We start from the raw sequence: 14,555 nt of genomic DNA, 5'->3' as shown, positions 1-14,555 counted from the left end.
TCTAGGAGGCCGACGATGGACCCCGATCGAAATGCCGCGGCCGTGCCGATGCGAAAGTTCGGCCGAGCCGGTGTTCCCGATATCGCCGAGGTGCCCGGCGGGCAACTGGTGGATCTGCCGGGCCGTGGCCGCACCTACGTGGTCGACATCCCCGGCCCCGCGGGCGCGCCCACGCTGATCCTGTTGCACGGCACCGCCTCCACGGCCTATCTCACCTGGTTCCCGGCGCTCCAGGTGCTGGCGCGAACCTTCCGGGTCGTGCTGTTCGATCAGCGCTGGCACGGCCGCGGCATCCAATCCGAGCGCTTCACCGTCGAGGATTGCGCCGACGACGTGCTCGCCGTGGCCGACGCGCTCGACATCCGCGACCCGATCTGTGTCGGCTACTCCCTGGGCGGGGTGGTGGCTCAGCTTGCCGCACACCGGCATCCGGAGCGGGTGCGCGGACTCGTCCTGTGCGCCACGCCCTATCGCTTCCAGGAGAAGTGGCGCGAGCGCGCCTTCCACCTGGCCTGGGGCACGTTCGCCGACGCGGTCGGCCCGTATTCGCTACGCCGCGCGCGCCAGTTGCTCCGGCGCCTGCCGGACGTGCCCGAGCACACCTGGACCAAGGGCGGCATGCAGCGCTGGGCGATGACCGAGCTGCGCAGCACCAGCGGCTGGGCCATCGCGCAGGTGATCGCGGCGGTCGGCCGATTCGACAGCGGCGCCTGGCTTTCCGAGCTCACCGCGCCCACCGCGGTGGTGATCACCACCAGGGACAAGGCGATTCCGGTGTACCGGCAGCTGGAGATGGCGACCATGATCCCGGGCGCCAGTATTCATCTGGTGAAGGCGGGGCACACGGCCTGCGCCTTCGCGGCCGACAAGTTCGTGCCGGTGCTGGCGCAGGCCTGCGAGGAGGTGGCCGCCCGGTCGGCGGTCAGCCCGAAGCGCGTGCAGCGCTGAGCAATTCGTCGATTACGCCGGGAACGGCGTCGGCCAGTGCCGCGATGTCGGGCACCAGTTCCTTGCAGGCGATGAAGCCGAAGTCGAGATTGCCGTTGTTGGACAGCACGGTGATCGTCAGTCCCGCACCGTGGAACACCGGGCCGAACGGATACATGCCCTCGACCTTCACCCCGAGGAAGTACAGCGGCATCGGCGGGCCGGGCACGTTGGAGACCACCAGGTTGTGCACCACCGGATGGTGCTCGGCCAGCTTCAGCGACGAGTACACCCGCGCGGCGAGTTGAAAGGTGTTGGGCGGGGCGTACTTCGACCAGTCCTGCAGAAAGTCGGCGCCGACCAGGTCGTGCTCGTCCTTGGCGCTCTGATTGGCCGCGGCCACCGTGCGCAAGCGCTGCACCGGGTCGGCGATGTCGGTGCCGAGCTCGGAGAACAGCGAGGACACCTTGTTGATGCCCGCGGTATGCCGGGACTGCTCGTGCACCGACACCGGCACCGAGGCGATCAGCGAACGGTCCGGCAACTCACCGCGTTTGTCCAGATACTCGCGCAGGATGCCGCCGACGACGGTGAGCACCACGTCGTTGATCTTCACGTCGAAGGCGACCTTGATCTGCTTGACCGCGTCCAGGTCGGCTTCGGTGAAGGCGATCGACCGGTGCGGTGTGATGGCCATGTTGAACGGGGTGCGCGGCGCGGTCAGCGGTAAAGCCATGCCCGCCTCGTTGTTTCGCCGCCGGTTCGCGAAACCGGCGACCAGCCCGAGGGTTTTCGGCACCATCCCGACGATGCCCGCCTTACCGGGGAACCGGACCACGGCCTCGGCCAGCAGCCGCAGTTCGTTCGGCGCGGAGTCGACCTTGCGCTCCTCGACGGCCGGGCTCTGCTTGCCGCCGGGTTCCATATCGCACAGGTGCATCATCATGTTCGTGCCGGTGATGCCGTCGACCGCGGCGTGATGGTATTTCGAGATCACCGCCACCTTGCCGTCGTCGAGACCCTCGGCGACCGTCATCTCCCACAGCGGGCGGTCGCGGTCCATCGGCCGGCTGGCGATGTCGGCGATGAGTTCGGCGAGTTCGCGCCGCCCGCCCCGGCCGGGGATGCCGACGCGGCGCACGTGGTAGTCGAGGTCGAAGTCCGGGTCGTCGGCCCAGGCCGGATGGTCGAGATTGAACGGCACCTCGTGCAGCCGTCGCCGCATCGTGGGGATCAGGGGTATTCGCCGGCCGAGTTCGGCCTTGAACTCCTCGAACGAGTAGCCGCCGGTCGCGGGGTCCAGGATCAGCAGCGCGCACACGTGCAGATGCTGGGTCGCGGTCTCGAGATATAAGAAGCTGGCGTCCAGTCCGGTGAGTCGTTCCATAGCCGAAGCCTACTGAAACGTGTTCTAGTTTCATGGCCGTTGCGGGCCGGAACGACTCCATGGTGGCAGGAAATATCAAGGTAGCGAGGGCTATTGGGGCTTTTCGACGATGAAGTCGAATGTGTGTTCGATTGCCCGAATCTGGTCGTCGATGTGGTCGGCGCTATGTGTGTTACTCGCAGTCCTACATATGTGTATGATCGGGACCACAGCAAGGTGCGCAGCGTTGCGGCATGGTCCGGGCCGCAGTGTGTTCGTCAGGATCGAGGGAGTATCGATGAAGCTACTTCGCTGGTGGGAACGGCGACCGGAATTCGATCCGGGTGAAGTCGCTTTGCATGCCCGCAATGTGCAGTTCGACTGGGCCGACACCCCGCTGCACTGGATGCCGGCCGAGCCCATCGGCTCGCACCTGATCAACGCGCTGAATCTGCTGCTGCCCGAAGGCGAGCGGATGTTCTGCGCCGCCTACGCCGAGGCGCTCCCGTTCGTGAAGGACGAGAAGCTGCGCGAGGCGATGCTCGGCTTCATCGGCCAGGAATCCATGCACGCCGAAACGCACGACAAGGTGCTGCACGAGGTGCTCGCGGCCAACGGCATCAATCCCGACCGCTACCTGCGCCAAGCCGAATACCTCTTCCGCAAGACCCTCGGCCCGCGCCCCGGTGACGACGTCGCCCAGCGTCAGGTCCTGGTCGAGCGGCTCGCGTTCATCGCCTGTCTGGAGCACTTCTTCGCCTACCTGGGCGACTGGATCCTCAATGCCGACCTGGAGAAGTTCGGCGCCGAACCCCGCATGGCCGACCTGTTCCGCTGGCACGGCGCCGAAGAGGTCGAGCACCGGCATGTCGCCCACGACGTGGCGGTCTACTTCGGCGCGGGCTATGTCCGGCGCGCGGCGCTGATGACGCTGACCTTCCCGATCTTCCTCACCCTGGTCGTGCGCGGCACCAAGTTCATGGTGCACCAGGATCCGGAGCTGCCCGATTACGGGTACCCGCGCCTGATCACCAAGGTGTTCGGCTCGATGTGGCGCGGCGCCCTGCCCGGCGTGCCCTCGTTGCTGATCAGCGCGCTGTCGACCTTCAAGCCCAATTACAACCCCGGCTCGGTCGGGTCCACCGCGCAGGCCGTCGCCTACCTCGCCAAATCCCCTGCGGCACAGGCCGTCGCGTCGTGACGATGTGGCCCGTTCCGGAGCAGCTGCCGGCGGACCTGTTCGGTAAGCCGAAGCAGGACCGGGCGATCAAGGTCCTCGATGTGGTCGCTACGACCCGGATGCGCTGGACCGCGATCGTCAACCGCAAGGATCTGGTCCCGCGTTCCGTCGACCACCGGCTGGCGCTGGTGGTCACCGAGCGCCGGATCGAGGCGCACGACCAGGACGTGGTCAGCCTGCTGCTGCGCGCGCCGGACGGGCGTGAGCTGCCGCCGTGGCGGCCCGGCGCCCACCTGGACCTGGAGCTGCCCTCGGGTCGGCTGCGGCAGTACTCGCTGTGCGGTGATCCCGCCGACTCCAGCACCTACCGGGTCGCGGTGCGCCGCATCCCCGATGGCGGCGGCGGGTCGAACGAGGTGCACGACGAACTGCCGGTCGGCACGCCGCTGGCGGTGCGCGGCCCGCGCAACGCCTTCCCGTTCGCTGTGCCCGGCCACGGATCACCCGCTACCCGTTTGCATTTCGTCGCGGGCGGCATCGGCATCACGCCGATCCTGCCGATGGTGCGACTGGCCGTGCGGCTCGGGCTGGACTGGTCCATGGTCTACACCGGGCGCAGCCGCGACACGATTCCCTTCCTCGACGAGATCGAGAGCTTCGGCGACCGGGTCACCGTGCGCACCGACGACGAGCACGGCCTGCCGGGTGCGGCCGCGCTGCTGCCCGGCATCAGCACCGACACCGCAGTCTACTGCTGCGGTCCGGTGCCGATGATCACGACCATCGCCACCGCGGTGCGCGCGATGCCCGGGGTGGAACTGCACTCCGAGCGTTTCTCGCCGCCCCCGATCGTGAACGGCAAGCCGTTCGAGGTCGAATTCGCCTCCACCGGAGAGGTTGTCGAGGTGCCCGCGGACAAGTCCGCGCTCGACGCCATTCTCGAGCAGCGCCCGGACCGCCCGTACTCCTGCCGCCAGGGTTTCTGCCGCACCTGCAAGGTGCGGGTGCTGGCCGGCGAGCCGGAGCACCGCGAAACCGTGCTGACCCCCGCCGAACACGACGCCGGAGCCATGCTGATCTGCGTATCACGCTGTGCCGGTGGCCGTCTCGTGCTCGACCTCTGACCCGAAAATAGGAGAACTGTCGATGACGACGACCGATATCGACTCGATCGCGACCGAACGGGTCGTGCGCTCCGGCGAATTCGAGCTGGCCGTATACGAATACGGCGATCCGGCCGCCGAGACCATCGTGCTCGTGCACGGCTGGCCCGATACCCACCATCTCTGGGATTCCGTGGTCCCGTTGCTGGCCAAGCGTTTCCACGTGGTGGCCTACGACACCCGCGGGCACGGCCGCTCCACCCGCACCCAGCGCACCGCCGACTACCGCCTGGACGCGCTCGCCGCCGACTTCTACGCCGTCGCCGACGCCGTCAGCCCGGATCGCCCGGTGCATGTGCTCGCCCACGACTGGGGCTCGGTGCAGGTCTGGGAGGCGGTGTGCGAACCGCAGGCCAAGGCCCGCGTCGCCTCGTTCACCTCGGTCTCGGGCCCGAACCTCGACCACGTCGGCAAGTGGATGCGCGACCGGCTGTCCCGGCCCACCCCGCGCAACGTGTGGCAGCCCTTCACCCAGCTGATGTCCTCGGCGTACACCTTCTTCTTCATGACCCCGGGCCTGCCGCGCGCCGCGTTCAACCTGCTCGGCACCGAGGAGCGGTGGCAGCGGGTGGTCTCGCTGATGAACGAGACCGCGCCCTCGAATGTGAAGCTGGGCCCGACCTTCCGGCGTGACAGCGTGGACGGCCTGCTCATCTACCGCGCCAATATCGTGCAGCGCATGCTGTCGCCGCGCGAGCGCCGCACCGAGGTGCCGGTGCAGCTCATCGTGGCCGGGCGCGACGTCGCGGTGCGGCCCGCCGGCTACGACGACGAGCGCAAGTGGACCCAGCGACTATGGCGCCGCGACGTGCCCGCCGGGCACTGGATGCCGTTCTCGCACCCCGAGCTGCTGGCCACCGCCACCACGGAGCTGATCGACGGGCTCAACGGCGGCACCCTGTCCCGGGGCCTGCGCCGGGCCGAAATCGGGCGCACCAGAAAGCCGTTCGAGGACCAGCTGCTGGTGATCACCGGCGGCGGCAGCGGCATCGGCCGGGAGACGGCGCTGGCCTTCGCCCGCCGCGGCGCCGAGATCGTGCTGTCCGACATCAATCTGGACGCCGCGAAGGAGACCGCCGAGCTGATCGCCGCCGAAAACGGTGTGGCCCATGCTTTCCAGCTCGACGTCGCCGACGAGGCCGCGGTGCAGGCGCACGCGCAGGAGGTCATCGCGGCCTACGGCGTGCCCGACATCCTGATCAACAACGCGGGCATCGGCCAGGCGGGCGGGTTCTTCGACACCCCGTCCGCGGAATTCGACCGCGTCATGCGGATCAACCTCGGCGGAGTCGTCAACGGCTGCCGTGCCTTCGGCGCGGCGATGGCCGAGCACGGCCTCGGCGGGCACATCGTGAACCTGTCCAGCATGGCCGCCTACAGCCCGCAGCAGGGCTTCAGCGCCTACTCCACCAGCAAGTCGGCGGTCTACATGTTCTCCGACTGCCTGCGGGCTGAGCTGTCCGGGCGCGGCATCTCGGTGCACACCGTCTGCCCCGGCATCGTGCACACCAATATCGTTGCCACCACCAAGTTCTCGGGCGTCAGCGCCGAGGAGGAGAAGCGCAAGCAGGAGCAGTACGACAAGCTCTACCGGATGCGCCGCTACACCCCGGACAAGGTGGCCGCGCAGATCGTGCGGGCCGTCGAGGACAACCGCGCCATCGTGCCGGTGACCCCCGAGGCGCGGTTGCAGTTGCAGCTCAACCGGTTCGCGCCCGCGGCGGTGCGGTTCTTCGCCGCGCGGGTGAAGCTGACCTAGACCCTGGGCGACCGGGCGAGTTCGGCCTCGATGGCCGCGACTCGCCCGGCGCCGATGCCCCACGGGTGCTCGACACCCACCTTGCTGTCCAGATTCCAGAGCACGCAGTCCTCCCCGGCCGCGGCCACCATCGACCAGGCGACCACGGTGCGGCCCAGCTGATCCGACATCGAGCCGTGCGCGGTGCCCTGCCGCGCCGGCTTGGCCGCGAAATTGTCCCCGTCCGGGAAATGGTGCAGGAACCGGCCGTAGGCCGCGTCACAGAACGCCGCGTAGCGCTGCGTGCACAGGATCAGCCCGTGCCAGGCCTCGTCCACCGCGTGCGAGGGCATGCCGATCACCTGATCGTCGCGCATCGCCGCGCCACAGCACCGCAACCACTGGCGCAGCCCGGTTTCCACCAGCTCCCGCGGCTGCCAGGGGCAGGTCTTGAAGATCGCCTCGGGCAGTTCCAGCGCCGCGACGGCCTTGTCGACCTCGCGCAGATCGACCCGGCGGGAGCGGTTTCGGTAACGCAGAATCACCACGATTCACTCTAATCGTTTTCCGTGCGCCGACGCATTCCCCGAATCCTGCGGTGCCGTTAGCATTCGGCCATGAGTATTGTCGCGCTGTTGCTCGTGCTTTTCGTGTTTCTCGCGATGATCGGGATTGTCGTCGCGGTGGTCGTCGCCATCGTGAAGTCCGTCAACCGGTCACCGCGGCCGCCCTTCGACCCGCGGCGCCGTCAGCACGGCGGCGGTTACTCGCCGTGGGTGGCCGGTGGCAGCGACTCCCACGACTGGAATTCGGGTAGTGGGTGCGGCGGCGGCTCGAGTTGCTCGGGCGGCAACAGTGGCTGCTCCGGTGGCAGTAGCAGCAGCTGTAGCGGCGGTAGCAGCAGCAGTAGCTGCTCGGGCGGCAGTAGCAGTAGCTGCGGTGGCGGCAGCAGTAGCAGCTGCGGTGGCGGCAGTTCCTGATCGGTCAGATCTGGCCGAGCGCCGCCAAGCCGTCGAACACGGTCTCGGCGGTGACGTACAGCGCCTGCATCGAGAGTTCGGCCGGTCCCGCGGTGATCGGGTCTTCCATGGCGATGCCCGAGGCCAGGCTGGTGCCGCGAATGCCCTGGAACAGCACGTAGGTGGTCTGGTGCTGACCGATGACCAGGTCGGCGGCTGAGCCGACGAAGTACAGGTGGAAGAAGTCGGCGAGTTTCGCGCCGTAGAGCGTCTCCAGCTCGTCGGTGATGTGGTCGGTCGTGCCGATCAGTGAGTCGCCGATGGCGAAGAAGTCCCGGGTGTTGGCGACCGTGGTGTGGGTCTCGGCGATCGCGGCCGGGAAGTCGATGAGCAGGTGCGCGTCGAGCCCGGTACCGGCCACCCGGCCCGCGGACACCGCCGGGTCGGCGGCCATCGCGTAGTAGCGCTGCCACTGCGGGGTGACCGGGCCGCCGGTGAGGTGGCCGTGCAGGTTGGTCAGGTAGCGGTGGAAGAACGCGGCGCTGACGTTGCGCGCCCAGGTGGGGTCGTCGAAGTCGCCCGCGTCCAGGAGCGGGTTCGCGTCGCGCAGGATGTTGCGATAGAAGACCGCGAAGATGCCGGCGCGGTCGTGGTGGCCGATGTAGATCTCGGCGATCCGCTCCATGCGCTGCTCGCCGTCGTGCAGATCGCGCAGGGTCGACAGATCCGAAAGCTGAATCAGTTCGGCCTGTTCGGCGGCGGTCAGCGGCGTGACCGCGGTCACGGTGGTGGGCGCGGCCAGGGCGGTGGCGGTGGTGCCGAGGGCGCCCGCGGTGACGGCTACGGCGGCGGCCAGGGACAGCGCGAGGCGCGAGAACTTACGCAAGATTTCACTCCAAGGCGATATGCAGAAGGTTTGCTAGAAGTATGCCGAGGTATCGCAATGGAACGGAAATTCATTAGCCATATGGCTGCAATCAGTGTCAACCATCACTTGAATCCGCATTTTTCTGATTGCTGAATGTGTGCTTACTAAGGATTCTCTGAGATCCAGTTTCGCTGTGAGCGGATCGACCCACCGGTCGTTTGACCTCAACCATGGTTTGGGTTGAAAGGTAAGGGGACCCAAGACGCAAGGAGCAGATGATGCGGGCAGTGCAGGTTACGGAATTCGGTGGACCAGAGGTGCTCGAGATTCGCGAGGTGGCGGATCCGATCCCCGGGCCCGGCGAGGTGCTCGTCGAGGTGGCCGCGGCCGACGTCATGTTCCTCGACACCCGGCTCCGAAGCGGCTGGGGCACCGAGTACTTCAAGGTGCAGCCGCCGTATGTGCCCGGCGGCGCGATCGCCGGCGTGATCAGCGCGGTCGGCCCCGAGGTCGAGCAGTCCTGGCTGGGCAAGCGGGTCGGCGCGCAGACCGCCGCCAGCGGTGTCGGCGGCGGGCTGCCCATCGGCGGATACGCGGAGAAGGCGCTGGCCAAGGTCGACACCCTGGCCGAGGTGCCCGACGCCCTGTCCTTCCAGCAGGCCGTCGCGCTGACCCACGACGGCAAGACCTCGCTCGCCGTCATGGACCGGGTCGCCCTGCGCCCGGGGGAGTGGGTGCTGATCACCGCCGCCGGCGGCGGACTCGGCACGCTGCTCACCCAATTCGCCCGGGCCGCGGGCGCGCACGTGATCGCGGCCGCGCGCGGTCGGGCCAAGCTGGAGTTGGCGTCCCGGCTCGGCGCGGAAGTCGTCGTCGACTACTCCGAGCCCGGCTGGGCCGACAAGGCGCGCGAAGCCGCCGGCGGCGCGGGGGTGGACGTCGTATTGGACGGCGCCGGAGGCGAATTGGGCGCGGCCGCCACCGCCGCGCTGGCCGACGGTGGTCGCTTCCTCGGATACGGCTCCGCCGCAGGTGATTTCGCCGCCGTGGACCACGACGCCCTGGCCGAGCGGGGAATCGAAGTGATCGGGCTTTTCGACATCACCAGCGCCGAAACCGACTGGCGCGCGCTGTCCAGCCGGGCCCTCGCGGCGGTCGCCGGTGGCGAAGTGGAAGTCGTTATCGGACAGACATTTCCACTTGAAAAGGCTGCCGACGCGCACGCGGCGATCGACGGCCGCGCCGCCGTCGGACGGACACTTCTCGCCAACTGATGTGATCCACGTTTCACACCGAGCAGGCGCCCTGGTTGAACGCTAGGGTGCCTGCGTGCAAACTCTGATCGTCGTGGGGGTCGTCATCGGCGTCCTCGTCCTCGTATTCGCTGTGGTCCAGTTCGCCAGCAGACCACCGAAAGTCCGAAGTTATTGGGACAGCAAAGAACCGGTGAACACCAGGGACTGGGGCGACGACGACTAGAACTCAGCTCACCGGGGTGAGCACAACTACCGCAATAGGCCGTTTGGTCAACTTCTGATAAGCGCTGTACCGACCCTGATTGACCTTGTCGACTACCGCCCACCGTCGTGCGTAGTCGGCATCATCGGGATAGGTCGCCCGAGCGACCGCCGCCACCCGCTTCCGCCCCACCTGAATCTCACACTCCGGCTTGGCTTTCACGTTCGCCAGCCACCCCGGCGGCCGCGGCGACCCGCCATTGGACGCCGTCACCAGATACGCGTCCCCATCCCGGCCGTAGGTCAGCGCCGAGACCCGCACCTGCCCCGTCTTGCGCCCCGTGGTCCGCAGCAGCAACGTCGGATTCCCGAACAGCAGCCGATGCCCCACCAGCCCCCCACTGTTCTCGTACACCCACTGATGCACCTTCAGTACCTTCGCGAACAGATTGGCCATCCCGACCTCCACCGCCGTCTCCCGGACTACCACCCCACCCTAACGCCACTCCCACATCCGAGTGGTCTCCCACCACCCCCGCCCGGTAGCATCCCCCACGCCGCGCCACACGCGGCACGGGGCGGTAGCTCAGTCGGTTAGAGCCGTGGACTCATAATCCATTGGTCGTGGGTTCGAGCCCCACCCGCCCCACAAACACCCGCTGAACAGCGGAAATTCGAGAAGAAATTACTTTTCGATCCCGCATTACATGCGTCGAGTAATAGATTGGCGGGTTTCGCGTTTGGTTCAGACGCAGCGCCAGCGATGGCTGTACACCGTCACTTTGAGCAGGTATGGAACTGTTTGTGATCCTGATGCGTCAAAGGGTCGTACGGATCGGTTCGCAAGATCGTGCAGAGAAGGTGGTGGCCGGTGATGACCAGTGTGCAGTTCGCGGTGGTACCGGAGCATGTCAGTGATGCGGGACGGTATGTGCAGGAGACTGCGCAAACCCTTGTCAGCGGGATCCGATCTGCCGATGCCGAAGTATCCGCGCTGATGTCGTCATGGAAGGGTGCCGCTGCGACCAGATACTGGGAAGGGTGGCAGGAGACGCGCCAAGGTGCTGTAGAGGTGCTCGAGGCGTTGGCGGATATGGCCCAGCTCCTTGGTGTAGTGGCTGCCAAGCTGCCTGAAGTCGACCAGAGCCGCGCTGGTGAATTCGGGTCTCTGTCGCTCCCCTGAGCGCCGAATTGGGATAGGAGCAACAGCATGGACGAGTATCAGGTGGATCTTGCGCACCTAGATGACGTCACCACGAAAATCAGTGGGCTGGAGTCATTCTTGACCACATCGCTGGCCGAGATCGAGGAACGCATCGCGACCGTCCAAGCGGCTTGGTCGGGGAAGGCCGCCGACGCACACGCCGAGGCGCACGCCGACTGGGCCAAGGCGGGTGCGGCGGTACGTGACGGGATCGGGGAGATGCGCGCTGCTGCGGCCGCTGCGCATACGGCCTACGTTGAAGTCGGCAACACGAATCTGCGTATTTTGGGGCGCGGGAGCAGCGGCAGTTGACCATTGTGGATGTGAACGTCGCGATCTATTACGAGAGCGCCGTCAAGATCAACGACGCGGCAGTCGCCTGGTTCAACGCAGTCGACGCCGAATGGCCCACGCTGCATGAAGGCGCGAAAATGTGCGGCTCGTATGATGAGGCGCGCGTCTTTGCTGATTCCTACGACAGCATCGCCGGTGACGCGCTGTTGATGGCTCGAATGGCCGCTAATGCAGCGCATCACTACGCCAAGGTCATGATCACCCTCGGCTACAACCACGCACTCGCTGAATGGGAGGCAGCCGGCAAGGTTGGTGCTGAGCCGGAAAGGCCTGCTGATCCAGCATCTCCGAACGTCCGTTCCCGTATTCCACTGCCGTCTGCGGGCGGTCCCGGCAACGGCTTGTCCGGCGACCCAGACTCGCTCGTCGCTGACACTATCCAGCTAGCGGAGAAAATCGGTATCACCATTCCAGACGGTGACACGACCAAACTCAGCAACACCGCGGACGCGTGGGATCGAATTAAAAACTCCGACGGTGTGCGGATGTTGCCGGATGTCCTCGAGGCTGTCGCCGCCGCGTTCCAGTCGGTGACCGCCGCCGAGTCAGCAGCCATCGATGAAGATCTCCGTTCGCTGAAGGCATCGGCAGTATCGACTACTGCGGTGTTTGGCGAACTGGCGGCAGCGTGTCGCGCACACCGGGTTTCGCTCGACGAGCTACGTGCCGAGATGATGGTGCAACTGATAGCTTGCCGGGATGCGCTGCTGATGGAGTTGGCGATCAACGCCGCGCTCTCGATTGCGTCGAGTTGGATCACGTTCGGTGTGAGCGTAGCGGTCGGTGTGGCAGGTGCGGCGGCGATCGCGGCGCGTTACGCGCGTCCGATCCGTCTGTCCATCGAGGCATGGAAATCGCGCAGCGCGGCTACGAAAGCGGTGAAGACTGAACAGAAAATTGCTGAGAACCAAGCCGAGATGGCGCGTATCAACCAGCTGAAGCACGAGCCTAAGAAGGTTGAAACGCCTACCGTCCCGAAGGCGAATCTGTCTCAAAAGGATCTGGACATGCTGCGGGACTACACCGGTTCCGGGGCCAATGAACTGAACACTGCAATAAGGTCAGGAAAAGATTTGTCAGATGGCCACAAGTTTCGCGTCGAGTCGATCAATGAAGCGCTTGACAAGCTGCCTAACCACGCTGGGCCGGTGACACGTCGAACCGAGCTCCCACAAGAGGTGCTGGACAAGTACGTAGAGGGCGCAACTGTCACGGAGAAGTCGTTCACCTCGACATCCAAGGACCCCAACAGATTCTCCGGACCAGTCGAATTTCAGATCATGTCGAAAACCGGAAAAGACGTCTCCCCCTACTCGCTACATCCGGATGAGGCGGAGGTTCTATTCAAGACAGATACGCCATTCAAGGTGCTGCGCCGATATGTGGACGGCAACGGGCGAACCGTTATCCAGATGGCTGAAGTATAGGAGCACTGACAATGCCGGAAGAGATTGCAGGAAAGATCTTTCATGCACCGGGCGAGGACACTGGCCACCCGGAGATGAGTGAAGAGGAGCGCGCCGCGATTCTCGCGCAGTTCGATGCGTGGAACGCTGATAAGGCCAGCTTGCCGCCGCGCAACCCTGAACCGCGCACCGAGGAGAACCGCAAGTTCTGGGATGACCTGTCGGGCACCGAGTACGAAGAATGGCAAGAACAGCGCCGGAAAGACTGAATCTCAATGACGGCAGTGACGATGTTGTCTCGCTGATGAATCCATGGTCTGGTCATAGCCAGGAACCGAACTCCACTGTGTTGCTGTGTGCTGCGGTGGAGGTGACTTCGAACTGATTCGACCGAAGTGTCTTCGTCAGCCGGAATATAGTCAAGATAGAGCGTGCGCTGACCGCCTTGCGATGTGATCGCCGTCGGCGGAGCGAATTGCCTGGAAACTCAACTGGCGACGACGCCAATGGGTACTCGGAAGCGTGTATTTCGGGTCGAGTTCCTGGGCTGCAGCCTCAAAGTTATTGTGATTCGCGCGGTTTGGCACTCGCTGGTGTTGTCCCGACACGAGTCGGGTCAGGAACAGTGATCAAGAACTGGTGAGTGATCAGGGGCGTGCTGTGCGCGGCCGAGACCGAGTCTTGTCAGTGCGGTACCTCAGCCGGTGGGCGGCGGCAAGGAGCGGGGTAGCGACCGCTCCGAACGGGGTGTTGGTGGCCAGGATCCAGCGGACGGTCTTCATGGCCTGGGTCAGGACTTCACTCCCGCGGAGGCGCATCTCGGCCTCGTAGTGGCTGATGGCGACGGTGAGGGTGGTGGTGCCGGCGGCGACGGGGTGGAGGTGGGTGAGGAGGGCGGCGGCGTCGCGGAGGGCGGCGCCGGCGCCCATGCCGGCGGTGGGTGGGGTGGCGTGGACGGCGTCGCCGAGGGCGGTGATGGGGCCGGCGGGCCAGGGGGCGAGGTCGGGGGCGTGGGTGGAGGCGGCGTGGAAGCGGAAGGCGGCCACGGTGTTCGGGTCGGCGCGGGCGAGGACTTCGAGGGATTTGGGTGACCAGCCTTCGCGGCGAAATCTGGCCAGCAGTGCGGATTGCAGGGCTGCGCCGCGAGCGTCGCGCATGGTGTCGCCGGAGTCGGGGAACATGGCTCCCCAGATGTAGGTGGGGCCGGTGGTGACCGCTTGCCGTAACGCGGGGGTGTCGAGGACGGCATTGCCTACCGGGTCGAGGTAACCGATGTAGAGGGCGGCGCCTCGGGGGCCGATCGCCAACCCGGATCGCGGTCCGAGCCGGGCGCGCTCGGCAGGGCCGAGGTCGTCGACGCGGGTCCGGCCCGAGAAGCCGATGATGCCGGCGGGCGCGTTGGTGGGGACACCGGCCAGGTGGCGGGCTACCAGCGAATGGGTGCCGTCCGCGCCTACCAGCAGGTCGCACCGAACCGGTGCGGCGTCGGCGAACATCACCAGTGGCGATCCGTCTTCGTCGCGTCCGATCCCGGTGACGGTCCGTCCTGGGCGCAGATCGGCGCCGACTGCTTCGGCGAGCAGGGTCCGCAGGGTGACGCGGTCGATGTCCACGCTCGCGCTGTCGCCGAGGTACGGCCCATGGCCGAGCAGTCGCCCGCGCCGATCCCACAGCGCGTCCGGATCCCGCAGGCGCAGAGCCGATGCCGACCCCAGCAGCCGTTCGAAGATCTCCGGCGAGACGAGTTCCCGCAGCGCGGACTGCGCCCGCCCGTCGAGCGTGATGTGGTACCCGCCGGTCGCGGCGAGATCGGTATCGCGCTCGAAGACCGTCACGTCGAACGCGTAGCGGCGCAGCCCGGCCGCCAATGCCAATCCGCCGATCCCACCGCCAATGATGATGATGCGCATACTGTTTCGGCTCCTTCGCCAGC

16 protein-coding genes and 1 tRNA gene are annotated in these 14,555 nt (G+C 66.4%); 12 read left to right on the top strand and 5 right to left on the bottom strand.

Annotation, left to right across the window (positions count from 1 at the left end):
* Nucleotides 1-15 precede the first annotated feature (15 nt).
* Nucleotides 16-948, top strand: coding sequence for an alpha/beta hydrolase (locus AB0H76_RS29760; RefSeq protein WP_357330333.1), 933 nt, complete (start codon nucleotides 16-18; stop codon nucleotides 946-948).
* On the opposite strand, the gene AB0H76_RS29755 is transcribed toward AB0H76_RS29760, so the two are convergent.
* Nucleotides 923-2,314: a wax ester/triacylglycerol synthase family O-acyltransferase gene (locus AB0H76_RS29755; RefSeq protein ID WP_357330332.1), complete on the bottom strand. Its 1,392-nt coding sequence runs from the start codon at nucleotides 2,312-2,314 to the stop codon at nucleotides 923-925. The two genes, AB0H76_RS29760 and AB0H76_RS29755, sit on opposite strands and share 26 nt — an antisense overlap.
* Nucleotides 2,315-2,591: 277 nt before the next feature.
* Between AB0H76_RS29755 and AB0H76_RS29750 the strand changes: the two genes are divergently transcribed.
* From AB0H76_RS29750 to AB0H76_RS29740, 3 genes are read left to right on the top strand one after another with little or no spacing between them, the layout of a single operon-like run.
* Entirely contained in the window at nucleotides 2,592-3,494 is a 903-nt protein-coding gene (locus AB0H76_RS29750; protein ID WP_357330331.1) for a metal-dependent hydrolase, read from the top strand.
* A 2-nt stretch (nucleotides 3,495-3,496) separates the two neighbouring features.
* Nucleotides 3,497-4,597 carry a PDR/VanB family oxidoreductase gene (locus tag AB0H76_RS29745; RefSeq protein WP_357330919.1) on the top strand — a complete coding sequence of 367 codons (1,101 nt, stop codon included), beginning with the start codon at nucleotides 3,497-3,499 and terminating at the stop codon, nucleotides 4,595-4,597.
* Nucleotides 4,598-4,619: 22 nt separating this feature from the next.
* A complete protein-coding gene (locus tag AB0H76_RS29740; protein ID WP_357330330.1) occupies nucleotides 4,620-6,395 on the top strand; it encodes an SDR family oxidoreductase in 1,776 nt (591 codons plus the stop codon).
* On the opposite strand, the gene AB0H76_RS29735 is transcribed toward AB0H76_RS29740, so the two are convergent.
* A complete protein-coding gene (locus AB0H76_RS29735) occupies nucleotides 6,392-6,922 on the bottom strand; it encodes a hypothetical protein (protein WP_357330329.1) in 531 nt (176 codons plus the stop codon). The genes AB0H76_RS29740 and AB0H76_RS29735 overlap by 4 nt on opposite strands.
* 69 nt (nucleotides 6,923-6,991) lie before the next feature.
* Between AB0H76_RS29735 and AB0H76_RS29730 the strand changes: the two genes are divergently transcribed.
* Complete coding sequence (locus AB0H76_RS29730) at nucleotides 6,992-7,354, top strand: hypothetical protein (protein WP_357330328.1); 363 nt, start codon at nucleotides 6,992-6,994, stop codon at nucleotides 7,352-7,354.
* 4 nt (nucleotides 7,355-7,358) lie between these two features.
* On the opposite strand, the gene AB0H76_RS29725 is transcribed toward AB0H76_RS29730, so the two are convergent.
* Nucleotides 7,359-8,219: a DUF5995 family protein gene (locus AB0H76_RS29725; protein ID WP_357330327.1), complete on the bottom strand. Its 861-nt coding sequence runs from the start codon at nucleotides 8,217-8,219 to the stop codon at nucleotides 7,359-7,361.
* A 260-nt stretch (nucleotides 8,220-8,479) separates the two neighbouring features.
* On the opposite strand from AB0H76_RS29725, the gene AB0H76_RS29720 reads away from it, so the two are divergent.
* Entirely contained in the window at nucleotides 8,480-9,475 is a 996-nt protein-coding gene (locus AB0H76_RS29720) for a zinc-binding dehydrogenase (RefSeq protein ID WP_357330326.1), read from the top strand.
* 55 nt (nucleotides 9,476-9,530) lie between these two features.
* Nucleotides 9,531-9,680 carry a hypothetical protein gene (locus AB0H76_RS29715; protein WP_357330325.1) on the top strand — a complete coding sequence of 50 codons (150 nt, stop codon included), beginning with the start codon at nucleotides 9,531-9,533 and terminating at the stop codon, nucleotides 9,678-9,680.
* Between the two features lie 3 nt (nucleotides 9,681-9,683).
* On the opposite strand, the gene AB0H76_RS29710 is transcribed toward AB0H76_RS29715, so the two are convergent.
* Nucleotides 9,684-10,115: a nitroreductase family deazaflavin-dependent oxidoreductase gene (locus AB0H76_RS29710; RefSeq protein WP_357330324.1), complete on the bottom strand. Its 432-nt coding sequence runs from the start codon at nucleotides 10,113-10,115 to the stop codon at nucleotides 9,684-9,686.
* Nucleotides 10,116-10,233: 118 nt separating this feature from the next.
* Between AB0H76_RS29710 and AB0H76_RS29705 the strand changes: the two genes are divergently transcribed.
* From AB0H76_RS29705 to AB0H76_RS29685, 5 genes are all read left to right on the top strand, one after another.
* Nucleotides 10,234-10,307: transfer RNA gene (locus AB0H76_RS29705), tRNA-Ile, on the top strand.
* Nucleotides 10,308-10,532: 225 nt separating this feature from the next.
* Nucleotides 10,533-10,841, top strand: a complete 309-nt coding sequence (locus tag AB0H76_RS29700) for a WXG100 family type VII secretion target (protein ID WP_357330323.1) — start codon at nucleotides 10,533-10,535, stop codon at nucleotides 10,839-10,841.
* A gap of 27 nt (nucleotides 10,842-10,868) precedes the next feature.
* A complete protein-coding gene (locus AB0H76_RS29695) occupies nucleotides 10,869-11,174 on the top strand; it encodes a WXG100 family type VII secretion target (RefSeq protein ID WP_357330322.1) in 306 nt (101 codons plus the stop codon).
* A 5-nt stretch (nucleotides 11,175-11,179) separates the two neighbouring features.
* Nucleotides 11,180-12,643: an ADP-ribosyltransferase gene (locus tag AB0H76_RS29690; RefSeq protein WP_357330918.1), complete on the top strand. Its 1,464-nt coding sequence runs from the start codon at nucleotides 11,180-11,182 to the stop codon at nucleotides 12,641-12,643.
* An 11-nt stretch (nucleotides 12,644-12,654) separates the two neighbouring features.
* Nucleotides 12,655-12,891, top strand: a complete 237-nt coding sequence (locus AB0H76_RS29685; protein WP_357330321.1) for a hypothetical protein — start codon at nucleotides 12,655-12,657, stop codon at nucleotides 12,889-12,891.
* A 378-nt stretch (nucleotides 12,892-13,269) separates the two neighbouring features.
* Here AB0H76_RS29685 and AB0H76_RS29680 read toward each other — a convergent pair whose 3' ends face one another.
* Complete coding sequence (locus AB0H76_RS29680) at nucleotides 13,270-14,532, bottom strand: FAD-dependent monooxygenase (protein ID WP_357330320.1); 1,263 nt, start codon at nucleotides 14,530-14,532, stop codon at nucleotides 13,270-13,272.
* Nucleotides 14,533-14,555: the final 23 nt, after the last annotated feature.

Origin of the sequence: Nocardia sp. NPDC050712 (assembly GCF_040654295.1) — a bacterium.
Classification (GTDB): domain Bacteria; phylum Actinomycetota; class Actinomycetes; order Mycobacteriales; family Mycobacteriaceae; genus Nocardia.
Note: the sequence above shows the minus strand (reverse complement) of the source record. Positions and strands in the feature narration are given on the sequence as shown.